Origin of the sequence: Streptomyces sp. NPDC102270, assembly GCF_044766405.1 — a bacterium.
Lineage (GTDB): Bacteria > Actinomycetota > Actinomycetes > Streptomycetales > Streptomycetaceae > Streptomyces.
In genome coordinates this window covers 195,220-218,188 of record NZ_JBIWLX010000006.1, presented here as the reverse complement: position 1 = coordinate 218,188, position 22,969 = coordinate 195,220, and the positions used below count along the sequence as shown (strand labels likewise).

Here is a 22,969-nt window from a genome sequence, read left to right as displayed (position 1 = left end):
CGTACGGCATCCGCGCGCTCAGTCGCCCGTCCGCGCCCACTGGAGCTCAATGGTGCTCTGGTCGAACCCGGGGCCGCGCCGCGCCACCGGGTGCACCCTCAAGCGCAGGCCCAGGCCGTCCAGGACCCGCCGCTGCTGCGGCACTTCGAGCGCTTCCCATGTCTCCGCCGACCGAGGCCCCACAAGGCCGTCGAAAGCGTCGAGGCCGAAGGCCGGCCGCAGCCGCCGGGCCTCGTTCTGCGCGTCCGTGATCTGCTTCGCCAGCTTCGCCGTGATACGCCGCAACTGCTCACGGGTGATGATCCCGTCCGCGTAGTCGTCCGCCGCCGCCTCCTGGCGCGCCTTCAGCCCCTCCGCCCGCTCCAGGGCCGCCAGGGCCGCCGAGTCGTCCCCGCGGAACACCTCGGCCGCCTCGGGCCGCGACAGCACACCCACAACCACCCGCCCCACGTAGAGGTCGAGCGCTTCCTCATTCCGGCCGACGCAGCCTCCCGCGTCGCAGACGTACGTCGGCTGCTTCTTGCCCCGCTTGGCGTTCCCCTTCAGAGCAACCCGGAGCACCGACCCGCACGGCCCGCACGTGGCGACCTCGCCCCACGTCAGCAGGTGCTTCCGCGCCCCCGGCAGCTCCCGCACCACGGCCCGCTCCGCGAACAGGTTCCGCAGCTGCGCGTACTGCTCCTCCGTGATGAGCGCCGGCCATGCCGCCTTGTACTCCACGCCCTGGTGCACACGGAGCCCCACGTTCGCCGGCCGCAGCGCGAGCTTCTTCACGCTGGTCTTGTTCCACAGCGACCCGTCCTCGTTCTGCCCGACCGCCCGCCGCTTGAGCTGTATCCCGGCACCGGGCGACGGCACACCACGCTCGTTCAGGTCAGCCGTGATGCCGATGAGACTGCCGCCAGCCAGCAGGCGGGTGACGATCTCCCGGACAATCCCGGCCTGCACCGGGTCCTCGAGGTCATGGAATCCGCTCACCTGGCCTCGCGCGTCGTACTCGTACTGACGCCGCCACCCGTATGCCACGGCGCCGTTCGCCCGGCCCTCCTGGGCGCGCTCCAGGGCGGCCCGAGCCACCCGCTCACTCTTCACCTCGGACTCGGCGGTGTCGGACTCGCCGAGGTTGGCGAGCTGCGACCGGTCCGACGCCTTCGCCATGTTGAACAGGCCGCCCGACTCGAACGCGACCCAGCACCCCGCGTGCCGCAAGTCCTCGATCGCCTGCGCACGCTCAACCCGGCGCCGCCACACGCGCGACGGGTGGTAGCCCGCGACGATGACCCGGACACCGGGTTCGCGGGCGGCCTCGATGGCGTCGGCCATCAGCCGGTCGTACTCGGGGCGTTCTTCGCCCGAGTGGGCGGAGACGTCGTTCTCGATGTACTCGCCGCCGACCTCCCAGCCGTTCCCCTCGGAGAACGTGCGCAGGTCGCTCATCTGCCGGTTGACGCCCCGTCGGCGGTCGCGGGGGTCCTCGGAGATCCGCGCGTACAAAAAGACGAGGGTACGGCGCGGGAGCGTCTTAGTGTTCACGGGAGAGGACCCTAGGGCTTCCCGGGAGGCGTGGGCAACACCCGCAAGGACCCCAAGGCGTTCGCCAGCCTGATCCACGACGTCGAGACGAAGATCTTCGACGTGCTGCCGGACGAGACCTGGGTGTACCCGGGACACGGGAACGACACCACGCTGGGGGCGGAGCGGCCGCAGTTGCCGGAGTGGCGCGCACGGGGGTGGTGAACTCGTGGGCATGCGCCCCGCGCTTGCCCCTTCGCACGCGCCCCGTGTGAACTCTTCGCACACGCCGGTGTCACACACGCGCTCCCGGCGCACATGGTTGCGCAGTCAACTGGGAGCAGCCCCGCACAGGAAGACGGCTCCTGCGCGGTACGGGCCGCCGGTCTTTCATCCCCGCCCTCGACCGGCGGCCCGGCACCCTGTCTGGAAACAGTTCACAAAAATGCAACACCCGTTCCCAATATGCGGACAATTGCCGTCGTGACCTCGACAAACGGGACAGTGGACTGTCACTCTCCCGCCATGCATCCTGCCCCCCGCGCACTGCGCAGCGCCGTCGCCGCGGCATCCATTGCCCTGCTCGCCACCGCCGTCGGCTGTGCTCCGCAGCCTGACGACGCCGCGACCGCCAAGGCCTCGGGGTCGACCGGAACCACCTGCGCCCCGGGCAAGCTGGCCACCAAGACCTCCGGCAAGCTGACGATCGCGACCGACGAGCCGGCGTACGAGCCGTGGTTCAAGGACGACAAGCCCGCGAACGGCAAGGGCTTCGAGTCGGCGGTCGCTTATGCCGTGGCGAAGCAGCTCGGCTATGACAAGAGCGCCGTCGTCTGGCAGAGCGTCCCCTTCAACAAGGCCTTCGCACCCGGGGAGAAGACCTTCGACTTCGACATCAACCAGGTGTCGATCAGCGCCGAGCGCAAGAAGGCCGTGGACTTCTCCTCCGGCTACTACGACGTGCGCCAGGCCGTCATCGCGCTCAAGGGCACCAAGGCCGCCAAGGCGACGAGCATCGCCGACCTGAAGGGCCTCAAGCTGGGCGCCCAGGTCGGCACCACGAGCCTCAACTACATCGAGGACGTGGTGAAGCCGACGCAGCAGGCCGCCGCGTACGCCAAGAACGACCAGGCCAAGTCCGCGCTGGAGAACAAGCAGGTGGACGCCATCGTCGTCGACCTTCCGACCGCCTTCTACATCACCGCGGCCGAGGTGACCGACGGCACGATCGTCGGGCAGTTCGAGAACCAGGGCGGCACGCCGGAGCAGTTCGGGCTCGTGCTCGACAAGGGGAGCTCGCTCACCTCCTGCGTGACCGGCGCCGTGGACGCCCTGCGCAAGGACGGCACGCTCGCCGAGCTGGAGCAGGAGTGGCTGTCGGACGCCGTCGACGCACCGGTGCTCAAGTGACGCTCACGAAGGACGAGGCCGGCCAGGAAGGCGCCGGTGGCTCCTACGCGCCGTCGCAGCGGCGGATCGAGCGGGAGCGCCTCAAGCGCACCCGCGCCCGCCGCGCGACGGCGATCGCCGCGGTGTCGACGCTGGTCACCGCCGTCGTCCTCTACCTGGTCGTCGTCAACGCGCCGGGTTGGCCGCGCACCAAGGAGACGTTCTTCAGCGGGCAGTACGCGCGCGAGGCGTTCCCCAAGGTCCTCGAAGGGCTGTGGCTGAACGTCCGGCTGCTGCTGATCTGCGGTGTCGCCGTGCTGGTGCTCGGCATGCTGATCGCCATCGCGCGCACACTGCGCGGCCCGGTGTTCTTCCCGCTGCGCTTCCTGGCCGCCGCCTACACGGACTTCTTCCGCGGGCTTCCGCTCATCATCAACCTCATGATCGTCGTCCTGGGCGTCCCGGCGCTGCGGCTCCAGGGGGTCACGGTCGACCCGGTGCTGCTGGGCGGTACGGCCCTCACGTTGACGTATTCGGCGTACGTGGCCGAGGTGTTCCGCGCCGGCATCGAGTCGGTGCACCCCTCGCAGCGCGCCGCGGCCCGTTCGCTCGGGCTCTCCAACCGGCAGGCCCTGCGGTACGTGGTGCTGCCGCAGGCGGTGCGTCGCCAGGTGCCGCCCCTGCTGAACGACCTGGTGTCCCTCCAGAAGGACACCGGTCTGGTGTCGATCGGGGGCGCGATCGACGCCGTACGGGCCGCCGACATCATCGTCGGCCGGAGCCTCAACTACACGCCGTACATCGTCGCGGGCCTGGTGTTCGTGGCGCTGACCATCCCGATGACCCGCTTCACGGACTGGGTGACGGCACGGATGGACCGTCAGCGGGCCCAGGGAGGTACCACATGAGCGACGCACCGGTGCTGCGGATGGAGTCGGTCCGCAAGACCTTCGGCGACACGGTCGTGCTGCGGGACGTCGACCTGGAGGTCGCCCCGCATACGGTGACCGCGCTGATCGGTGCCTCCGGCTCCGGCAAGTCGACGCTGCTGCGCTGCGCCAACCTCCTGGAGGAGATCGACGACGGCGCCATCTGGCTGGACGGCGAGGAGATCACCGATCCGCGCGCCGACCAGGACGCGGTACGGCGCCGTATCGGCGTGGTCTTCCAGGCGTACAACCTCTTTCCGCACATGACGGTGCTGGAGAACATCACGCTGGCCCCGCGCCGCGTGCACGGGGTGGCCCGCGCGGAGGCCGAGGAGCACGCCCGTGAGCTCCTGGAGCGACTCGGGCTGGCCGGCAAGGCCGGCGAGTACCCGGACCGGCTCAGCGGTGGTCAGCAGCAGCGGGTGGCGATCGTGCGGGCCCTCGCCGTACGTCCGCGTCTGCTCCTGCTCGACGAGATCACCGCGGCCCTCGACCCGGAGCTGGTGGGCGAGGTCCTGAACGTCGTGCGCGACCTGAAGGGCGACGGGATGACCATGATGCTGGCCACGCACGAGATGGGCTTCGCACGCGAGGTCGCCGACCAGGTGTGTTTTCTGGACTCGGGTGTGGTCCTTGAGCGCGGGACCGCCGCGCAGATCTTCGGCGACCCGCAGCAGGAGCGCACCCAGCGCTTCCTGCGGCGGATCGTGGAGGCGGGGCGGTTGTAAGGGGTGCCCGCCATTGCGAGCGGGCCTTACAACCCCCTACGCCTCGGCCCGTGCCGGTCCCACCAGTGCCGCGACCCGCTCCACGCCGAACACGTATCCCTGCACACCACATCCTGCGATGACCCCGTCCGCCCGCAGCGAGACGTAGGAGTGGTGCCGGAAGGACTCGCGCTGGTGGATGTTGGAGATGTGCACCTCCAGCACCGGCAGTCCGTCACAGGTGTTGAGCGCGTCCAGGATCGCGACCGACGTATGTGAGTAGGCGCCGGGGTTGATGACGATCCCGCAGTGGTTCAGGCGCGCCTCGTGGATCCAGTCGACCAGTTCGCCCTCGTGGTTGGACTGCCGGAAGTCCACGGTGCCGCCGTGCGCGGCCGCCGCCTTGGCGCACAGTGCCTCGACGTCGGCGAGGGTGTCCTTGCCATAGATCTCCGGCTGACGCTGGCCCAGCAGGTTCAGGTTGGGGCCGTTGAGGACCATGATCGGGGCGTTGGCCAGGGTGCGGGGCACGGTTCCTCCGGTCGGTGACAGCGGGCTGCTCGGACCCGGTTTATCACGGTGCGCCGCGCGCGATGCGGCCCGTACCCTCCGGGCATGACGACGATCTCGTACCCACCCAAGCCCGTACCCGGCGACCGTATAGCCGTCATCTCCCCCGGCGCAGGCCTGCCGGGGCTCTTCCCGCGCCCCTACGAGCTCGGGCTCGAGCGGCTGCGCAAGGAGTACGGGTTGGAGCCGGTCGAGTATCCGTCGACCCGCAGGATGGGCTCGACGCCCCAGGAGCGCGCCGCCGACATCCATGCCGCGTTCGCCGACCCGAGCGTCAAGGCGGTCATGGCGTCCATCGGCGGTGACGACCAGATCACCGTACTGCCGTACCTGGACCGGGAGTTGATCCGGGCGAACCCGAAGCCGTTCTTCGGGATGAGCGACAACACCAACCTGCTCGCGTATCTGTACAACACGGGCATCGTCGGCTACCACGGCGCGACCGTGATGACCGCGCTCGGGCGGCCGGTCGCCATGAGCGCGCTGACCGCCGACTCCCTGCGGGCGGCCCTGTTCACCTCGGGCGCGTACGAACTGACTCCCGCCGCCCACTGGCGGGATGTCGACCGTGACTGGGCGGACCCCGCCACCTTCGACTCCGAACCGGAGACCCGTCCCGGCAACGGCTGGACCTGGGTGAACGCCGACCGGGTTGTGGAGGGCCGGGCCTGGGGCGGTTGCCTGGAGATCCTGGGCTGGCTGCTGATGGCCGACCGCGAGATCGCGCGTGACCTGAGTCGGTACGACGGCGAAGTGCTGCTCCTGGAGACTTCGGAGGAGATGCCAAGCGACGTCGAAGTCTTCCGCACCCTGCGCAACATGGGCGAGCGCGGGCTCCTCCAGCGGTTCTCCGCACTGCTGTGGGGCCGCCCCAAGACGTGGTCCTTCGAGCGCCCCAACAGCCCGGAGGAGGCGGATCGTTACGCCGCCGACCAGCGCGAGGCCGTACTGAGGGCCATGCGCAGCTATGCCCCGCACACCACCATCGTCTTCGATGTGGACTACGGCCACACCGATCCCCAACTCGTCATCCCCTACGGCGGTCTCGTGCGCGTCGACGGTCCCGCCCGGCGCATCACCGTCACGTACTGATCAGGCCGAGCCTGCTCTGGATTGACCCGCTACGGGTTGACCGCCAGTTCGAGGTAGGCCGCGAACACCACCAGGTGGACGCCGCCCTGGAGCGGTGTGGCCCGCCCCGGAACCACCGTCAGGGAGCTCACCACCACCGTCAGGGCCAGCAGCACCATGTGGGTGGAGCCGAGCCGAGGACGAGCGGGCCGGAGAGATCGCGGCCCCAGGTGAACGCCAGCAGGACGACCGCGAGCACCGGCACGACGGACGTCCAGCTCGTGGTGAGCGACCTGAGCCGAGCGATCATGCTGCGATCGTCGCAGAGGCCGCCCGGCACCGCACCACTCCGGGGCTACTTGATTTCACCCGACTCCAGGACGTCGCAGTTGGTGTAGACGCGCTCGCCGATGCTCAGCGCGCTCAGTTGCTCCGCGAGTTTGTTCGTCTCGGGGTCGTCGCTGTTGCGCATGGCCTCGTCGTACGAGTCGAACTCGATCACCGCCAGATAGTGGTTGGGCTTGTCCCGGTCCTTCAGGAGCATGCTGTGGGTCGGGCCGCCCGTCCGGCCGGCGCTGCGCTGCCCCGCCTCCTGCAGCACCTGCCGCATCTCCTCCAGGCGCTCGGTCTCGAAGCCGATGATCTGCACGAACGTCATGGGTGTCTCCAGCCGGCCACGGCGCCCCCGGGCCGGGGGACGCGCACTGGAACCAAACAAGCACCGGGAGCGGTACCCGGCAATTCGCCGCGCTCCGCTCCCAGTGGTGGTTCTTCCTACGTCGGCCGTGGTCAGGCCTCGATGCTGTCCTTCGGAGCGCCTTCGCCCTCCGCCTGCGCCGCCTCGGCCGCCGCCCGCTTCCTGGTGGCCATGAGACTGGTGATCGTGGTGACGATCAGGACCGAGCAGATCACCCCGAGCGAGACCGGGATGCTGATCTCGGGGACGTGGACGCCGGACTCGTGCAGGGCGTGCAGCACCAGCTTGACGCCGATGAAGCCCAGGATGATCGACAGGCCGTAGCTGAGGTGGACCAGCTTCTTCAGCAGGCCGCCGATGAGGAAGTACAGCTGGCGCAGGCCCATCAGGGCGAAGGCGTTGGCCGTGAAGACGATGTACGGGTCCTGGGTCAGGCCGAAGATCGCGGGGATCGAGTCGAGCGCGAAAAGCACGTCGGTCGAGCCGATGGCGAGCATCACGACCAGCATCGGGGTCATGACCCGCTTGCCGTTCTCCACGATCCACAGCTTGGTGCCGTGGTAACGGTCGGCCACACCGAACCTGCGCTCGACGGCCTTGAGTAGTTTGTTCTCCTCGAACTCCTCTTCCTCCTCGTCCGCCCGGGCCTCCTGGATGAGCTTCCAGGCGGTCCAGATGAGGAAGGCGCCGAAGATGTAGAACACCCAGGCGAAGCTGGCGATGATCGCAGCGCCGGCGGCGATGAAGATCGCGCGCAGCACCAGGGCTATGAGGACCCCGACGAGAAGCACCCGCTGCTGGTACTGCGAGGGCACCGCGAACTTCGCCATGATCAGGACGAAGACGAAGAGGTTGTCCACGCTCAGGGACTTCTCGGTGATGAAGCCCGCGAAGAACTCTCCGCCGGCCTGGCCTCCGCCGAAGACGAGCAGACCGAGCCCGAAGAGGCCGGCCAGGGCGATCCAGACAACCGTCCAGATGCCCGCTTCCTTCAGAGACACGTCGTGCGGCTTGCGGCCGATGAAGAAGTCGACCGCGATGAGGGCGGCGAGGCCAACGATCGTCAGGACCCACAGGGTCATGGAAACGTCCACAGTTCCTCCGGCAATACGTAACGGCAAGTAACCAGCGTCGTCGCGCTGCCGGAGGTCTCTTCCACCCACGGTGGGCCGGCGCCCCGGGATCAGGCCTGATCCGTATTGACGGGTACGCCGCGGTCGACAGGGAGTACTCCCCTCCGTGCCACCAACCGTACCCAATCACCAAGGAAAGGTAAAGCGATTGGCAAAAGAAAGGTCAAAATACCTGGTGGGCAGCCTTTACGTGTACTTGGTGCGAGCCTGGGCGACCTGGTTCAGGACCTGCTGGAGGACCTGGCTGCCGGGCGGGACGAGCGCGGGCTCGTAGGTCCAGGCATGCCCGACCCACGGGTCGGCGAGGTGGTCGTCGGGCACGGGCGTCAGCCGCATGAGCGAGCGCCACAGGGGGTCGAGGAGGGGGCCGTAGGCGGAGGCCTCCTCACGGTCCGCGACCATCATCAGGTGGACGCCGACGGACGGTCCCTCGTCCGCCAGGTAGCGCAGCTGGGTCACGGCCCGGTCGTCGAAGCCGTGCGGGAAGTCGTTGACGATCAGGAGCTGTTCGGAGGTGTCGAGGCCGGGCGGGAGGGAGTCGGCCGCGCCGCCGCGCACCGCCATCTGCACGAGGTCGACGCGCTCGGTGAGACGGGCCAGGACGTCCGCCACGCCCGCGGCGCCGACGGCGGGCGGAGCCGCGAGCACGCCGGTCCACACCAGCGGGGCGAGCGCCTGCGCCCCCGAGCCGGCCGGGTCGATGACATGCAGGGTGTAGTCCCCGGCGGGATGGACGGCGAGGAGCCGGGCCGCGACCGCCACGGCCGTGTCCATGGCGAGTCGGTGCAGTTCGTGGGCGTCGAGGAACGAGCCGTCGAGCGATCCGGCGGCTCCGCTGTCGATCCACAGGCCGCGTTCCAGCGGCAGCCGGACCAGCATAGGGATGCGCAGCTCGGCGCACTCGGGCAGATGCAGGTCGCCCAGGCGCACGGCCATGGGAACCTCGAACGGCACCCGGTAGCCGTGCCAGACGGGGTTGTCCCAGCGGGCGTACGCCGGCGGCAGGGCGGGTTCGACGACCTCGGACTCGGCCGTGAGCTGGCCGAGATCGCGGTCGTAGACCGCACGGGCCTGTTCGACGAGCTGGGAGTACTTGGTGCGGGCGGCCTCGCGTGCGGCCTCGCCCTGTCCGCCGATCCGGTTGCGCGGGTCGGCGAGGGCGGCGTCCAGCTCCTTCTCCATGCGCGAGTCGGCGAAGTCGACGGCACTGCGGTACGCGGCCGTGGAGCGGGCCAGGTCCTCGAACATGCCCCACACCTGGTTGTAGAGCCGCTCCTCCATGGACCAGCCGGTCGCGTCCCCGGCGACGGGCCGCGCGGGCTGCCCCGGCCGGGCGGGGGGCGCGGCGGGCGGAGGAGGCGGCGCGGCGGTGTTCTGCCGTCGGGGATGGCTGTAGTCGATGGGACCGCCCACGGTGGGCGGCTGGGCGGTGGTGTCCGCGGGCCCCTGGACATACCCGGGCTGCGATGCACCGGTCACCGGGGTGCCCTGCGTGCCGTAGGGAGAGGCGGGCTGCGGCGTGCCGGCGGCCGGGCCGCCCTGCGGGGACATCGGCTGCGGTGGGGTGCCGGGTGGCTGGGTGCCGTACGGCGACGCCGGCTGCTGCGGTGGTACGGCACCGGGGGCGGCCTGGGCCGCGGGCGAGCCCTGGTCCGGGCCCGGCGTCGGCGTGGCCGTCTGCCGGGGGCGGTCGCCGTCCGCCATGAGCGGCGGTGGCATCGGCACCGCGCGGGACAGGCCCCGGGCCACCGCCTCATGGATGTCGTGGGCGAGCTGCCGGGCCTGGGGCAGGCCCTGGTCGGCGAGGAGTTCGGGGAGGCCGCCCGCATAGCCCTGCCCCACGGCGCGCACCTTCCAGGCGCCCTGGCGGCGGTAGAGCTCCAGCGCGACGACCGCGGACTCGGCGTCCAGGCCGGTGATGGTGTAGCCGGCGAGCTCGGTGCCGTCCAGGCCCGTGACCGCGACGAAGGGGGCGGCGACGGCGCCGAAGCGCACGGGGCCGCCCGCCGCGGGCAGCGCGAGCAGCACATGGACCCGGTGGACGGCCTCGGGCACCGCGCCCAGATCGACCGCGAGGCGGTGGTCGGCGGCCGCCTGCCGGGAGACCTCCAGACCCGGCAGGGTGGGCGCGCCCGGATGGACGACCCACTCCACGCCGTGCACTGTGCCGTGCTCGTCGCCGAGCGTGGCCCCGGCCACGACCGGCGTACCGGCCGCGATCCGGATCTCGAGTCGGGCCTGGGAGAGCGGATGGTTCTGCCCCCGCACCAGCTCGGCCGTCATCGCCTTCTCCCCCTGTGTCGTGGTGTCGGTCGGTGCCGCTCGGCGGCCGGCTACAGGTGCGGCAGGATCGCCGGCATCAGGTCCTGGAAGGTCCGGCCGTTGGCCGGGGTGCCGAGGGCCGTCATCGTCCAGCCCGCGCCCGTCCGGTGCACCTTCGCCATGATCTGGGCGGTGTAGGCGCCGCCGCCGGCGAGGGTGTAGCGGGCCAGCTCCTGGCCGTTGGTCTCGTCGACCAGGCGGCAGAAGGCGTCCTGGACCTCCTGGAAGGTCTGGCCCGTGAAGGAGTTCACGGTGAAGACGATCTGGTCGACGTGGACCGGGACGCGGGCCAGGTCGACGAGGATCGCCTCGTCGTCCCCGCCCTGCCCGACGCCGCCGACGAGGTTGTCACCGGTGTGCTTGACCGAGCCGTCGTCGCTCACCAGGTGGCGGAAGAAGACGACGTCGACGGGCTGCTTGTCCGCGAACAGGACGGCGGAGGCGTCGAGGTCGATCTCCCGCGTGCGCGAGCCGAACAGGCCGCGCCGGGGAGCCGCCTGCCAGCCGAGGCCCATGCGCACCGCGGTCAGGCTGCCTCCGTCGCTCTTCTGCAGACTGATGGCCTGACCCTTGGTCATGTTGACGGTCACGCGCCGAACCCCTCTCGCTGCTGTCCCCTGTTGCCGCGGCCCCCGCGGTTGTCCCGAACCCTACGCAGGGCCGCTGACGGTGACGCACCCTGAAGCGCACTTTGTGTCGGTCTTGCAACACAGCGCGATGCGGTCAGGCCAGGCCCGCTTCCTTCATCTGGCGCAGCTCCTTCTTCATCTCGGATACCTCGTCGCGCAGCCGGGCCGCGATCTCGAACTGGAGGTCGGCGGCGGCGGCACGCATGCGTGCCGTCATCTCCTCGATCTGCCCGGCCAGTTCGGCCGCGGGCCGGTCGGTCGGGACGGTCTCCTTGGCCTTGCCCTTGGCGGCCTTGGTACCGGCCGCCTTGCCGCCGAGGGCGGGCACGGGCGCCTTGGCCGCCTTGCCGTCCTTGCCCTTGCGGTAGCCGGAGCCGAGAAGCTGCTCGGTGTCCACGTCCTCGCGGGCGATCTGCGCGACGATGTCGTTGATCTTCTTGCGCAAGGGCTGGGGATCGATGCCCCGCTCCTTGTTGTACGCGACCTGCTTCTCCCGGCGGCGGTTGGTCTCGTCGATGGCCTTCTCCATCGCCGGGGTGATCTTGTCGGCGTACATGTGGACCTGGCCGGAGACATTGCGTGCGGCGCGGCCGATGGTCTGGATCAGGGAGGTGCCGGAGCGCAGGAAGCCCTCCTTGTCGGCGTCGAGGATGGCCACCAGGGACACCTCGGGCAGGTCGAGGCCCTCCCTCAGGAGGTTGATGCCGACCAGGACGTCGAACTCCCCGGAGCGCAGCTCGCGGAGCAGCTCCACGCGGCGCAGGGTGTCGACGTCGCTGTGCAGATAGCGGACCTGGATGCCGAGCTCCAGGAAGTAGTCGGTGAGGTCCTCGGCCATCTTCTTGGTGAGCGTGGTGACCAGGACACGCTCGTCCTTCTCGGTGCGGGTGCGGATCTCGTGCACCAGGTCGTCGATCTGGCCCTCGGTGGGCTTGACGACGACCTCGGGGTCGACCAGGCCGGTGGGGCGGATGATCTGCTCGACGACGCCGTCCCCGCGCGAGAGCTCGTACTTGCCGGGTGTCGCCGACAGGTAGACGGTCTGGCCGATGCGCTCCGTGAACTCCTCCCACTTCAGAGGGCGGTTGTCCAGGGCCGACGGGAGGCGGAAGCCGTGGTCGACGAGGGTGCGCTTGCGGGAGGCGTCGCCCTCGTACATCGCGCCGATCTGGGGCACGGTCACGTGCGACTCGTCGATGACGAGCAGGAAGTCGTCCGGGAAGTAGTCCAGCAGCGTGTTCGGCGGGGAGCCGGGCAGGCGGCCGTCGAAGTGCATCGAGTAGTTCTCCACACCGGAGCAGGAGCCGATCTGGCGGAGCATCTCGAGGTCGTAGGTGGTGCGCATCCGCAGGCGCTGGGCCTCCAGGAGCTTGCCCTGCTTCTCCAGCTCGGCCAGGCGCTCCCCGAGCTCCTTCTCGATGTCGTTGACGGCCCGCTCCATGCGCTCGGGCCCTGCGACGTAGTGGGAGGCCGGGAAGACGTACAGGTGCTCGTCGTCGCTGATGATCTCGCCGGTGAGCGGGTGGAGCGTCGAGAGGGCCTCGATCTCGTCGCCGAACATCTCGATGCGGACGGCGAGCTCCTCGTAGACCGGGAAGATCTCGATGGTGTCGCCGCGGACCCGGAAGGTGCCTCGGGTGAAGGCCAGGTCGTTGCGGGTGTACTGGATGTCCACGAAGCGGCGCAGCAGCTGGTCGCGGTCGATCTCGTCGCCGACCCTGAGGGGGACCATGCGGTCCACGTACTCCTGGGGAGTACCGAGGCCGTAGATGCAGGAGACGGAGGCGACCACGACGACGTCGCGGCGGGTGAGCAGCGAGTTGGTCGCGGAGTGGCGCAGGCGCTCGACCTCCTCGTTGATCGAGGAGTCCTTCTCGATGTAAGTGTCCGACTGCGGGACGTAGGCCTCGGGCTGGTAGTAGTCGTAGTACGAGACGAAGTACTCGACGGCGTTGTTCGGCAGGAGCTCGCGGAACTCGTTCGCCAGCTGGGCGGCCAGCGTCTTGTTCGGGGCCATCACCAGGGTGGGGCGCTGGAGCTTCTCGATCATCCAGGCGGTGGTGGCGGACTTTCCGGTGCCGGTCGCGCCGAGCAGGACGACGTCCTTCTCACCTGCCTCGATGCGCTTGGCCAGCTCGGCGATCGCCGCCGGCTGGTCACCGCTGGGCTGGTAGGAGCTGACGACCTCGAAGGGCGCCACCGTACGTTCGATGTGGGAAACGGGCCGCATGGTGTCCACCGTACGACTCCCCACTGACAACGCGGCCCGATCAAGGGTTCCGGGCGCCCGCGGCCACGGTCGGTCAGCGGTTCTGCGGGGTGCGGACGTCGTGGTGGGTCACGTCCCGGTGGGGGCGGAGCGAGGGGCGCCGGGCGGGCGGGTGGTCGACGAGTTCGCGGGCCGGGACGCCGGGCTTGTGCTCGGCGGGCGACCAGACGGGCTTGCCCATGACCATCAGCGGATCGAACAGCACGACGACGCCCGCGAGCAGCAGGAAGGACAGCGGGCCGACCATCATCGGCGCGAGCAGGGAGGCGGGCGAGTCACCGGAGACGGGGGCGGACGTGCCGTGCAGATGGACGCTGAGGGCGGCCATGCCGGTGTAGTGCATGCCCGTGACGGCCAGGCCCATGATCAGGCTCGCGCCCACGCTCCACAGGAACCCTCTGACCTGGCCGGCGGCCCACAGGGCGGCGGTGGCGGCGACGACGGCTATCACCACGGAGATCGCGACGGTGACCGTGTTGTACTCCAGCTGCCCGTTCAGGCGCATGCCGGCCATGCCCAGGTAGTGCATCGAGGCGATGCCCAGACCGGTGACGGCACCGCCGGTCATCAGGGGCGTTCCGGTCGCGCCCCAGTAGCCGACGATGAAGACCCCGATGCCCACCATGACGATGGCGACGCCCAGGCTCGCGAAGGTGATGGCCCTGTCGTAGTGGATCGGCGCCTCCCGGACCTTGAACCCCATCATCGCGACGAAGTGCATGGTCCAGATGCCGGAGCCGATCGCCGCCGAGCCGAGGACCAGCCAGCCGGGCCGCCAGGACCGGCTGACCAGCATGGATCTGGTGGTGCAGCGCAGGCCGAGGGCACCGCCGAGGCAGGCCATGAGGTAGGCCACCAGCGGTGTGACGAGTCCGTAGCTGAATCCGTCGACCGTGCCTTGCATGCGCGGCTGCCCTTCCGCCCTCTTACGTCCTGGAATTCCCTGAAATGTGCCCCTGCCCAGCACCGCGCGAGCGGTCGGGGTCGAGGCAGAGAGTATGACCGCCACCGGAATGGTCGAACGATTTTCCGGCAAAGAAACACGCCCTTGCCCCAGTTGTGCGACACCAGTGAGCGGACTTGGGACACGCCCATTCAGGATGTGTCCATTCTGCACCCCGGTGCCGTTGACGCGGTGCTGTCACAGTTGTGCTGTACGTGATGGCTCGACGCGAGGAGTACGTATGCACGCGCGCTCCGTGACCGCCCTGACCACCGCGCTCCTGGGGACCGTCGCCCTCCTGCTTCCCGCAACCGACGTCCGGGCCGTCGAGGACGGCACGCCACCCGTGGTCATCGCCCACCGGGCCGGCTCCGCCTACGCCCCCGAGAACACCCTGGCCGCCGTCGACAAGGCCGCCCGACTCGGCGCCCTCTGGGTCGAGAACGACGTCCAGCGCACCAGGGACGGCGAACTCGTCGTCCTGCACGACGACAGCCTCCGACGCACCACCGACGTGGAGCAGGTCTTCCCCGGCCGGGCGCCCTGGAAGGTGAAGGACTTCACCGCCGCCGAGATCGCGCGCCTGGACGCGGGCCGCTGGTTCTCCACCGCCTACGCGGGCGCGCGCGTGCCGACGCTGAAACAGTATGTGCACCGCGTCGATCTTCACCATCAGAAGCTGCTTCTCGAACTCAAGAACCCGGAGCTGTACCCGGGCGTCGAGCGGGAGACCCTCAAGCTCCTCGGGAACGAGGGGTGGCTCGACCGGGAGCACCGGAACCGGCTGATCGTGCAGAGCTTCAGCGCGGACAGTCTGCGGACCGTCCACGATCTCGAGCCCGCGGTGAAGACCGGCTTCCTCGGAACGCCGTCCGTGGGGGACCTGCACGCGTACGCGGCCTTCGCCGATCAGATCAACCCGTCGTACACCTCCGTCTCCAGGGCCTATGTCTCCGCGGTCCAGGCCTTCACCGGCCCGCACGACAAGCCTCTGGAGGTCTTCACCTGGACCGTCGACACCGCGGCCGCCGCACGCGGGGTCGCCGGGTACGGCGTCGACGGCATCATCACCGACAAGCCGGACGTGGTGCGGGACGCGCTGCGCGAGTAGCGGGGTGTTCGCGCAGGTCGCGGCGGGTTGTCAGTGGCGGCTCGTACGGTGGTCGCATGAACAGCCATGGGCAGGACGAGCAGCGGATCGTGTGGACCGTCGTCGGCACGGACATCGGCCCGCTGCTGCTGGCCGCGACCGACGAGGGTCTGGTCAACGTGGTCTTCCACGCCACCGACGCGGTCCGGACCAAGGCGCTGGAACGGCTCGCGTCCCGGCTGGGCACCGAGCCCGTCGAGGCGCCCGGCTCTCCGCTGCTTGCCGAGGCGATACGCCAGGTCGAGGCGTACTTCGCGGGCGAACGGCACGACTTCGAGCTGCCCCTGGACTGGTCGCTGATCTCGGGATTCAACCGGCAGGTGCTGCGCGAGCTGGCGTCCGGCGTGCGGTTCGGCCAGGTCGTCGGGTACGGCGATCTGGCCGGGCGGGTCGGCCAGCCGGGTGGTGCGCAGGCCGTGGGGGTGGCCATGGGCTCCAATCCGCTGCCGGTGGTCGTGCCCTGCCACCGGGTCGTCGAGAGCCACGGCGGCATCGGCGGGTTCGGCGGCGGTCTGGAGACCAAGCGGAAGCTGCTCGCGCTGGAGGGCGTACTGCCGGAGCCGCTGTTCTGACGTGACCGGCTTCCCTTGGTGAAGGGCCGGGCGCGACGGCCGGCCGGAAGGCCGACGCGGTAGCAGACCCCGCCGTGCGCACAGTCACCGGCATCCGAGGGCTCGGAGCCGAAAGGACGGCGATCAGACAACCAGAGATGATGGCGATCCTGCACGGCCTTGTGAACATCACCAAGGCGGTCAAGCCGGTCTGAGACGTCGCGCGCGAGGTCAGTCGTAGTGGCGTGCCTCGAACACGTTCCCGTCCGGGTCGCGGAAGTAGAAGCTGCGCCGGGCCATTCCGCGGGCGCCGAAGGAGTCGTGGGAGAAGTCCGAGACGGGCACGGACCGTTCCTCGAGGCGGGCGCGGAGAGTCTCGAAATCGTCGGCGGGCAGGGCCAGGCAGACATGATTGACGGGGTGTCCCGCGCTCTCGGCAGCGCCGGGGACCATTTTCATGCCGTCCGCCAGGGTGAGCGGCATGAGGTCGAAGACGGTCTCGTCGTTGAGCCGTACGGAGGGGAAGGACACCGCCCCGGCGGCGAAGTCGGTGAGCCTCACGGGCTCCATGCCCAGGGTCTTCTCGTAGAAGTCGGCCGATGCCACCGGGTCGCGCACCCAGAGGACGACATGGTCAAGACGTGTCGAGTTGTCCGTCATGCACCCCAGGCTGGTGTCGTCCTCCACAGCCCGCAAGGGTTTGACCGGACGCGCCGCCCGCCAGACATGAGGGAAGACCGATCGACAGGAGGCAGGCCCGTGGTGCTGGTGATGTCCGAAGAGGTGCGCGAGGCGATCGACGCGCGTCGACCCGTGGTGGCCCTGGAGTCCACGATCATCGCGCACGGGCTGCCGCGTCCGCGCAATCTGCAGGTGGCGCTGGAGCTGGAGGACGTTGTTCGGCAGGTGGGGGCCGTACCGGCGACGATCGCCGTACTGGACGGGCGCCCCCGGGTCGGCCTGGACAAGGAGCAGTTGGAGCGGGTCGCGAACGAGGACGGGATCCGCAAGCTGGGCCACCGGGATCTGCCGCTCGCGGTGGCCGCGGGGGTGAGCGGGGCGACCACCGTGTCGGCGACGGCGCAGCTGGCGGCCCTGGCCGGGGTGGAGGTGTTCGCGACGGGCGGGCTCGGCGGGGTGCACCGGGAGTGGACGACGACCCAGGACGAGTCGGCCGACCTCGGCCTGCTGGCGCGTACCGCGATCACCGTGGTGTGCGCGGGCGTGAAGTCCATCCTGGACGTGCCCGCGACGCTCCAGCGACTGGAGACCCTGGGAGTCGCGGTCGCCGGGTACGGAACGGACCGCTTCCCCGGCTTCTATCTGTCCGACTCCGGCCATCCCGTGGAGTGGCGGCTGGACTCCCCCGAGCAGGTGGCGGAGGTCATGCGGGCGCGGCAGGCGCTGGGCGCGCCCGGCTCCGCGCTGATCGTGGCCAACCCCGTGCCCGAGGAGGAGCAACTGGATCCCGGGTTGCACGCGCGTGTGCTCGCGGAAGCGCTCCAGGCCTGTGAGGAGGCGGGAGTCACCGGCCAGGGGGTCACGCCGTTCCTGCTGGGCTACCTGGTGCGGCACACCGACGGCGCCTCCCTGAGCGCCAACCTGGCGGCGGTGCGGGGCAATGTGCGGCTGGCGGCCCGGATCGCAGCTGCCCGGGCCGGGGCGTGACGACGGACGGGCACGGTGCCGCCGCGGCCGTCCGGGGCGGTGCCCTCCTGGTCGTCGGGGACGTCATCACGGACGTCGTCGCCCGGCATCGGGGACCGCTCGCCGCCGGTACGGACACCGCTGCCGCGATCCGTACGGTGCCGGGCGGAGCGGGGGCGAACGTGGCCTGCTGGGCCGCCCGAGGGGGCGGTGCGCAGGTACGGCTGCTGGGCCGGGTGGGCGCGGACGCGGCCGCGTGGCACGAGCGGGAGCTGGCCGCCTGCGGAGTACGGCCGCAGCTGGTCGTCGATCCGCAGGCGCCGACCGGGACGGTGATCTGCCTCGTGGACACGGGGGAGGCCGGCGAGCGGACGTTCCTCACCGACAGCGGCGCGTCACTGCGGCTGGAGCCGGACGACTGGTCGGACGCCCTGCTCGACGGGGTGGCGAGGCTGCATCTGTCGGGCTATCTCCTGTTCTCGGAGCCGAGCCGGGCGCTGGTGGCGGTGGCCCTGGAGTCGGCACACGCGCGTGGTGTTCCGGTGAGCGTCGACCCGGCGTCGGCGGCCTTCCTCCGGGAGCTGGGGGTGAACCGTTTTCTCTCGCTGGTCGAGGGGGTGGACGTCCTGCTGCCGAGCCTGGACGAGGCGTGCCTGCTCACCGGGTTGCCCGATGTGGCGGACGCGGCGGCCAAGTTGAGCCGCCACGTCCCGCTGGTGGTGACCAAGCAGGGGGCGCGGGGAGCCCTGATCGCCCGCTCGGGCACCGTGTACGCCCGCGTGCCCGCCGTAGCGGCGACGCCCCGGGACACCACCGGGGCGGGGGACGCCTTCACCGGCGCCTTCCTCGCGGCTCTGCTGGCGGGCGCCGCACCCGAGGAAGCGGCGGCCGAAGGATGCCGGGCGGGCGCGCTGGCGGTCGAGCGGGTGGGCGGAAGGCCGCCGGTGCCGGACTGACGGCCGGTCGCGAGCACTCCGACCGGACGGGATCGACGGCCGTCACGCGCACCCCGGGCGGCCGTTGCCGGCGCCGCCGCCGGGCTTCGGGCTCGGCAGCAGGGCCCGGCGGGCGCCTCTCCGGGCTCCCGACCGGCCACCGGCGCCCCGACTTCCGCTCCCCTGCCACTGCTACGCCTTGCGCCCCCATGCCGAGATCAGCGGGGCCGTGGCCAGGTCCATGGTGCCGGTGGCGACGTTGGCGAGGTGGCGGTCGATGTCCTCGTCCGTGGCAAGGCCCGCCGTGACCAGCCGGCCGCGGATCTGGCGGATCGTGGCGGACTCCAGGGCGGCGCAGGCCGTCGAGGCGAGCGGGAAGTAGGCGTCGGCGGCGACCTGACGCAGACCGGCCTCGCGGAGCAGGCGCGGGAGGGTGCGGCCGTAGGCGAGGTCGGCACCGCGGTCGGCGAGCAGCCGGCGAAAGCCCTGGCGCAGCCGGTTCGCCAGTTGCTGCTCGGGGCCGTACTCGTCGGGGCAGGTCAGGGGTTGCAGGGCGGGATCGCCGTCCTCCAGCAGGAGCCGGCCGCCGGGACGCAGGGAGTTGATCATCGACTGCAAGGCCCGTTCCCGGTCCGGCACATGGACCAGGACGAGCCGGGCGTGCACCAGGTCGAAGCCCTCCCCGGGGGGTTCCTCGGCGCTCACGTCGTGGACCAGCACGTCCACCGGCGGGCGGGCGACCGCTGTGAGAAGCGTGGTGTCGATGTCCGTCGCGACGACCTTTCCGGTCGGACCGACCTTCTTCGCCAGCCAGGACACCACGGACGTGCCGCCCGCGCCGACCTCCCAGCAGCGCCAGCCGGACCCGATGCCGAATCCTTCGATGTGCCGGAAGGTGGTGGGGTCGAAGAGGGTGGCGAAGGCGTTGAAGCGCTCCCTCGCCTCCGCCTGCTGGTTGTCGAGGAGATACCCGTCGGGTCGTGTCATGGCGCGATGATCCCAGTCGTCGGGCGGTCCGAAGCGGACGACGCGATTCCTACGAAGACAGATACGAAGACAGAGATGCCGTCCGTCGGTCGGGCGACCGGCACCGAAGCCGGTGCGGACCGGTTTTCCACAGGCGGGAACCAAGCGGAACCTCCCCTGTCCACAGGCTCACCCGGGGCTTGCGCCGACCTGGCAAACTGGCGCGCCAGGACGCAGAAACGCGTCGCACGGAGATCCACGCGAGGAGATCCAGATGTCCATGGCAGGGAATCTGCGAAAGGTCACGAGCCTCGGCAGGGTCGGCGGCCTGCGCAAGGTGGCCCGGCTGGCCCGGCGGCGCCCGCGCGTCGACCTGAGCCACCACGCCCGCTCCCCGCTGGGCACCTCGGTCGTCAACTGCGTGACCTACAAGGAGGGGGCCCGCGTCCCGGTCGACGGTGATCTGGTCGACACCGTGGAGCGGGTGCGCAGCAGCCGCGACGGTTTCGTCTGGCTCGGCCTGCACGAGCCGTCGGACCATGAGTTCGAGGGCATCGCGGACCTCTTCGACCTGCACCCGCTGGCCGTCGAGGACGCGGTCGAGGCCCATCAGCGCCCGAAGGTGGAGCGCTACAGCGAGACGCTGTTCGCCGTATTCAAAACGGTCTGCTACGTCGAGCACGAAGAACTCACGGCGACGAGCGAGGTGGTCAACACCGGCGAGATCATGGTGTTCGTCGGCGAGGACTTCGTGATCACGGTGCGGCACGGCAGCCACGGGTCGCTGGGCCCGCTGCGCGAGGAGCTGGAGTCCGACCCCGGGCAGCTCGCCAAGGGACCGGCCGCGGTGCTGCACGCGATCGCGGACCATGTGGTCGACGACTATCTGGACGTCACCGATTCCCTGCAGTCGGACATCGACCTGGTCGAGACGGCGGTCTTCGCGGACAACGGCGCGCGGGTCGACCCGGGCCGCATCTACCAGCTCAAGCGTGAACTCCTGGAGCTGAAGCGGGCCGTGGCCCCGCTCAGCCGCCCGCTGGAGGAGCTCTCCACCCGGCCGATCCAGGTCGTCGCCCCGGAGATACAGGCGTACTTCCGCGATGTCTCGGACCATCTGCTGCGCGCCAAGGAGCAGATCGCCGCCTTCGACGAACTGCTCAACTCGATCCTTCAGGCCCACCTCGCGCAGGTGACGGTCGCGCAGAACGAGGACATGCGGAAGATCACGGCCTGGGCCGCGGTGATCGCCGTGCCGACGATGGTCTGCGGTGTGTACGGCATGAACTTCGACCACATGCCCGAGCTGCACTGGACGTTCGGCTACCCGTTGGTCATGGGCGTGATAGTCGTCGCCTGCGGTGTGCTGTACCGCGGCTTCCGGCGCAACGGCTGGCTGTGACCGGGTCCGTCCGCGGGAAGGGTCAGTGGGTGGTGGAGGAGCGCGCGTAGACGCTCTCGGCCCAGCCGGCGATCTGCTCGTCCGTCAGGTGCCGGGCCAGGTCGGATTCGCTGATCATGCCCACCAGACGCTTGTTCTCGATGACGGGGAGCCTGCGGATCCGGTGCGCCTGCATCTCGTGCAGGACGTCGGCCACGTCGGCGCCCGCGTCGATCCAGCGGGGCGTGCCCTGAGCCATCTCACCGGCGGTCACCTCGGCCGGGTCGCGGCCCACGGCCACACAGCCGATGACGATGTCGCGGTCGGTGAGTATGCCGCAGAGCCGTTCGTTCGCGTCGCTGATGGGCAGGGCTCCGACGCCGAGTTCACGCATCAGCTGGGCGGCACGGTCGAGGGTCTCGTGGGCGGGGATCCACTGGGCTCCCCGGTGCATGATGTCTCCGGCGGTGGTCATGGAGTACCTCCCGGTGCCGGACGGCCGGCGCGGCGCGGACGGCACCGCAAGTCCCGGCGCCCTACATTCTCGCCGCGCCACCGGTGGCCCGCACCCGGAACCCGAGGGCAACGGCGCCCGGCCTCAGCAGCGCCGAGTCGGCCCTCCGATCCGCAGGATCAGCCGGTCCACGCGGGGTGGCGGGGATCGTCGGCGCGGACCAGGACGTCGGCCGTGCCGGCCGGGTCGGTCTCGTCGGCGTAGCGCTCGTAGGCGGGAAGGGTCCAGTGGTCGGGCTCGGGAGTACGGCGACGAAGGGCGCCCTCGGAGAGGAGGACGTGGACGGTCAGGTCGAAGGGGAACCAGTGGCGCAGCAGGAGGGGGCCGTGGAGCAACAGGACGCCGCCGGGCGGGAGATGGACGTAGGGACTGCGGGTGGCGCGGTCGGTGGCCGGGTCCCACAGGTCGGGCAGGAGTCGGCCGTCGCCACCGGGTTCGAGGGGGCCGAAGACCTCGCGCCACAGAGCGCCGGTGTCGAACCAGCCGTCGTAGTAGGCCTCCAGGTCGTGGTGGCCGTATTCCAAACGGAGAGAAGCCGGGCGCAGGAAGCCCTCCATGCCGACGACGAGCGAAGGCCGGCCACGTATCCGCAGGGCCTCACCGATCCGTTGGGCGAGTTCGCCCGGGCGGGCTGCCGGGGCACCGTCGAGGGCGACGCGGGGCCAGGGGCTGCCGTCGGCCGGCTTCAGGTCGAGGAGTCGGTCGGCCAGCCGCTCGCCGAGCCGGTCCCAGGTGATCGCTTCGAGTCGCACACGGCCATGATGCGTCAGCCGACGTCGAGGACGCGTTGCACGCGGGTGGCGGAGAGGGGTGTGGTCGGGGAATGAACCCCTCATGACAGGCCTCGCGACTCCCCCGGACCGTGGCGGACTTGTCGTTGTCCAGCCATTGCGGAGGCGGCACTGTGCGGAGTGCCGGGGCGGGCCGTTGCCACTGCTCGTCGTGGAGGGCGGGGCGCCGCGGTGTCTCGACTGCGCCGACCTCGGACACCTGGTGTTCCTGCCGCGTGGGGACACGGCGCTCACGCGTCGGTCGCGGGAGGAGAGCGCGCTGTCGGCGGTCGTCGTGCGGTTCAACCGGCGCAAGGGGCGTTACGAGCGGCAGGGTGTCCTCGTCGAGGAGGCGGGGCTGGCGCGGGCCGAGGAGCGGTGCCTTGCCGACGCGGAGGCACGACGGAGACGGCGGGTACGGGACGCGCGGCGGCGGGCCGTGGAGGACGTGCGGTTCGCGGAGGCGTTCGCTGCGGAGATAGCGCGGCTGTTTCCGGGGTGTCCAGAGGAGCGGGCGCGGGCCATCGCCTCGCATGCGTCCCTGCGAGGCAGTGGGCGGGTGGGGCGGAGTGCGGCGGGGCGGGCCTTGTCGGAGGGGGCGGTGGTGTCGGCGGTGGTGGCGTCCGTGCGGCATGTGGACACGCCGTATGACGCGTTGCTGATGGACGGGGTCGCACGGCACGAGGCGCGGCGGCGGATCTCGGGGCGGGTGGAGGCGGTACTGAGGGGGTGGCGAGGGCTGGGGATGGTGGTGCGGGAGGAGGCGGGCTGACGCTCCCGACCACGACACCCACCCCCTCACAGGATGGACGGTTGCTTATGGGGGTGCGCGCAATGGCCATGGTTGGAGGGGCGGGGGCGGGATTCACTGGTGGGGACGGGTG

At 70.5% G+C, this 22,969-nt stretch carries 22 protein-coding genes and 2 pseudogenes; 11 read left to right on the top strand and 13 right to left on the bottom strand.

Annotated elements, in window-relative coordinates; all coding sequences use genetic code 11:
• Positions 1 to 18 precede the first annotated feature (18 nt).
• Positions 19 to 1,533 carry a recombinase family protein gene (locus tag ACIRP7_RS13695; protein WP_403657676.1) on the bottom strand — a complete coding sequence of 505 codons (1,515 nt, stop codon included), beginning with the start codon at positions 1,531 to 1,533 and terminating at the stop codon, positions 19 to 21.
• 18 nt (positions 1,534 to 1,551) lie between these two features.
• Between ACIRP7_RS13695 and ACIRP7_RS13690 the strand changes: the two are divergent.
• From ACIRP7_RS13690 to ACIRP7_RS13675, 4 genes and pseudogenes are all read left to right on the top strand, one after another.
• A pseudogene (locus tag ACIRP7_RS13690) lies at positions 1,552 to 1,737 on the top strand (MBL fold metallo-hydrolase); the annotation flags it as partial.
• 300 nt (positions 1,738 to 2,037) lie between these two features.
• Positions 2,038 to 2,922: an ABC transporter substrate-binding protein gene (locus ACIRP7_RS13685; protein ID WP_403657673.1), complete on the top strand. Its 885-nt coding sequence runs from the start codon at positions 2,038 to 2,040 to the stop codon at positions 2,920 to 2,922.
• Positions 2,919 to 3,809 carry an amino acid ABC transporter permease gene (locus ACIRP7_RS13680; RefSeq protein ID WP_393599010.1) on the top strand — a complete coding sequence of 297 codons (891 nt, stop codon included), beginning with the start codon at positions 2,919 to 2,921 and terminating at the stop codon, positions 3,807 to 3,809. Before ACIRP7_RS13685 ends, ACIRP7_RS13680 begins: the two co-directional genes overlap by 4 nt.
• Positions 3,806 to 4,558 carry an amino acid ABC transporter ATP-binding protein gene (locus ACIRP7_RS13675; RefSeq protein ID WP_403657669.1) on the top strand — a complete coding sequence of 251 codons (753 nt, stop codon included), beginning with the start codon at positions 3,806 to 3,808 and terminating at the stop codon, positions 4,556 to 4,558. The genes ACIRP7_RS13680 and ACIRP7_RS13675 overlap by 4 nt, the downstream gene beginning before the upstream one ends.
• A 36-nt stretch (positions 4,559 to 4,594) precedes the next feature.
• On the opposite strand, the gene aroQ is transcribed toward ACIRP7_RS13675, so the two are convergent.
• Positions 4,595 to 5,068 (bottom strand): type II 3-dehydroquinate dehydratase, encoded by a 474-nt coding sequence (aroQ, locus tag ACIRP7_RS13670; protein WP_403657666.1) that lies wholly within the window; start codon positions 5,066 to 5,068, stop codon positions 4,595 to 4,597.
• 84 nt (positions 5,069 to 5,152) lie between these two features.
• Between aroQ and ACIRP7_RS13665 the strand changes: the two genes are divergently transcribed.
• Positions 5,153 to 6,199 (top strand): S66 peptidase family protein, encoded by a 1,047-nt coding sequence (locus ACIRP7_RS13665; RefSeq protein WP_403657663.1) that lies wholly within the window; start codon positions 5,153 to 5,155, stop codon positions 6,197 to 6,199.
• 29 nt (positions 6,200 to 6,228) lie between these two features.
• Here the strand turns inward: ACIRP7_RS13665 and ACIRP7_RS13660 are convergent.
• The 7 genes and pseudogenes from ACIRP7_RS13660 to ACIRP7_RS13630 form a co-directional block, all read right to left on the bottom strand.
• Positions 6,229 to 6,395 (bottom strand): annotated as a pseudogene (locus ACIRP7_RS13660) (ionic transporter y4hA); the annotation flags it as partial.
• Between the two features lie 138 nt (positions 6,396 to 6,533).
• Complete coding sequence (locus ACIRP7_RS13655; protein WP_403657660.1) at positions 6,534 to 6,836, bottom strand: hypothetical protein; 303 nt, start codon at positions 6,834 to 6,836, stop codon at positions 6,534 to 6,536.
• Positions 6,837 to 6,967: 131 nt separating this feature from the next.
• Positions 6,968 to 7,969: a TerC/Alx family metal homeostasis membrane protein gene (locus tag ACIRP7_RS13650; RefSeq protein WP_403657657.1), complete on the bottom strand. Its 1,002-nt coding sequence runs from the start codon at positions 7,967 to 7,969 to the stop codon at positions 6,968 to 6,970.
• 225 nt (positions 7,970 to 8,194) lie between these two features.
• On the bottom strand, positions 8,195 to 10,291 hold the full coding sequence (locus tag ACIRP7_RS13645) for a TerD family protein (RefSeq protein WP_403657654.1): 2,097 nt from the start codon (positions 10,289 to 10,291) through the stop codon (positions 8,195 to 8,197).
• Positions 10,292 to 10,341: 50 nt separating this feature from the next.
• Complete coding sequence (locus ACIRP7_RS13640) at positions 10,342 to 10,920, bottom strand: TerD family protein (RefSeq protein ID WP_403657651.1); 579 nt, start codon at positions 10,918 to 10,920, stop codon at positions 10,342 to 10,344.
• A 133-nt stretch (positions 10,921 to 11,053) separates the two neighbouring features.
• Entirely contained in the window at positions 11,054 to 13,189 is a 2,136-nt protein-coding gene (gene uvrB / locus ACIRP7_RS13635) for an excinuclease ABC subunit UvrB (RefSeq protein WP_403657648.1), read from the bottom strand.
• Between the two features lie 73 nt (positions 13,190 to 13,262).
• On the bottom strand, positions 13,263 to 14,132 hold the full coding sequence (locus tag ACIRP7_RS13630) for an MHYT domain-containing protein (RefSeq protein WP_403657645.1): 870 nt from the start codon (positions 14,130 to 14,132) through the stop codon (positions 13,263 to 13,265).
• 280 nt (positions 14,133 to 14,412) lie between these two features.
• Between ACIRP7_RS13630 and ACIRP7_RS13625 the strand changes: the two genes are divergently transcribed.
• Entirely contained in the window at positions 14,413 to 15,282 is an 870-nt protein-coding gene (locus tag ACIRP7_RS13625) for a glycerophosphodiester phosphodiesterase (RefSeq protein ID WP_403657642.1), read from the top strand.
• A 56-nt stretch (positions 15,283 to 15,338) separates the two neighbouring features.
• Entirely contained in the window at positions 15,339 to 15,893 is a 555-nt protein-coding gene (locus ACIRP7_RS13620) for a methylated-DNA--[protein]-cysteine S-methyltransferase (protein ID WP_403657639.1), read from the top strand.
• 210 nt (positions 15,894 to 16,103) lie between these two features.
• Here the strand turns inward: ACIRP7_RS13620 and ACIRP7_RS13615 are convergent, their stop codons facing one another.
• The gene (locus ACIRP7_RS13615) at positions 16,104 to 16,532 is read right to left on the bottom strand and encodes a VOC family protein (RefSeq protein WP_403657637.1); all 429 of its coding nucleotides are present in this window, start codon (positions 16,530 to 16,532) and stop codon (positions 16,104 to 16,106) included.
• Positions 16,533 to 16,631: 99 nt separating this feature from the next.
• On the opposite strand from ACIRP7_RS13615, the gene ACIRP7_RS13610 reads away from it, so the two are divergent.
• Together ACIRP7_RS13610 and ACIRP7_RS13605 are read left to right on the top strand one after the other, a co-directional pair.
• Positions 16,632 to 17,540, top strand: coding sequence for a pseudouridine-5'-phosphate glycosidase (locus ACIRP7_RS13610; protein ID WP_403657635.1), 909 nt, complete (start codon positions 16,632 to 16,634; stop codon positions 17,538 to 17,540).
• The gene (locus ACIRP7_RS13605; protein ID WP_403657632.1) at positions 17,537 to 18,475 is read left to right on the top strand and encodes a carbohydrate kinase family protein; all 939 of its coding nucleotides are present in this window, start codon (positions 17,537 to 17,539) and stop codon (positions 18,473 to 18,475) included. Before ACIRP7_RS13610 ends, ACIRP7_RS13605 begins: the two co-directional genes overlap by 4 nt.
• A 171-nt stretch (positions 18,476 to 18,646) precedes the next feature.
• Here the strand turns inward: ACIRP7_RS13605 and ACIRP7_RS13600 are convergent, their stop codons facing one another.
• Entirely contained in the window at positions 18,647 to 19,441 is a 795-nt protein-coding gene (locus ACIRP7_RS13600; protein WP_403657629.1) for a methyltransferase domain-containing protein, read from the bottom strand.
• Between the two features lie 253 nt (positions 19,442 to 19,694).
• Between ACIRP7_RS13600 and ACIRP7_RS13595 the strand changes: the two genes are divergently transcribed.
• Positions 19,695 to 20,822: a magnesium and cobalt transport protein CorA gene (locus ACIRP7_RS13595; protein ID WP_403657626.1), complete on the top strand. Its 1,128-nt coding sequence runs from the start codon at positions 19,695 to 19,697 to the stop codon at positions 20,820 to 20,822.
• A 22-nt stretch (positions 20,823 to 20,844) separates the two neighbouring features.
• Here ACIRP7_RS13595 and ACIRP7_RS13590 read toward each other — a convergent pair whose 3' ends face one another.
• The gene (locus ACIRP7_RS13590) at positions 20,845 to 21,276 is read right to left on the bottom strand and encodes a CBS domain-containing protein (RefSeq protein WP_403657623.1); all 432 of its coding nucleotides are present in this window, start codon (positions 21,274 to 21,276) and stop codon (positions 20,845 to 20,847) included.
• A gap of 158 nt (positions 21,277 to 21,434) precedes the next feature.
• Positions 21,435 to 22,067 (bottom strand): uridine kinase, encoded by a 633-nt coding sequence (locus tag ACIRP7_RS13585; RefSeq protein WP_403657620.1) that lies wholly within the window; start codon positions 22,065 to 22,067, stop codon positions 21,435 to 21,437.
• An 82-nt stretch (positions 22,068 to 22,149) separates the two neighbouring features.
• Here ACIRP7_RS13585 and ACIRP7_RS13580 point away from each other — a divergent pair, with 82 nt between their 5' ends.
• The gene (locus tag ACIRP7_RS13580) at positions 22,150 to 22,857 is read left to right on the top strand and encodes a DUF2293 domain-containing protein (protein ID WP_403657617.1); all 708 of its coding nucleotides are present in this window, start codon (positions 22,150 to 22,152) and stop codon (positions 22,855 to 22,857) included.
• The last annotated feature ends 112 nt before the right edge of the window (positions 22,858 to 22,969 follow it).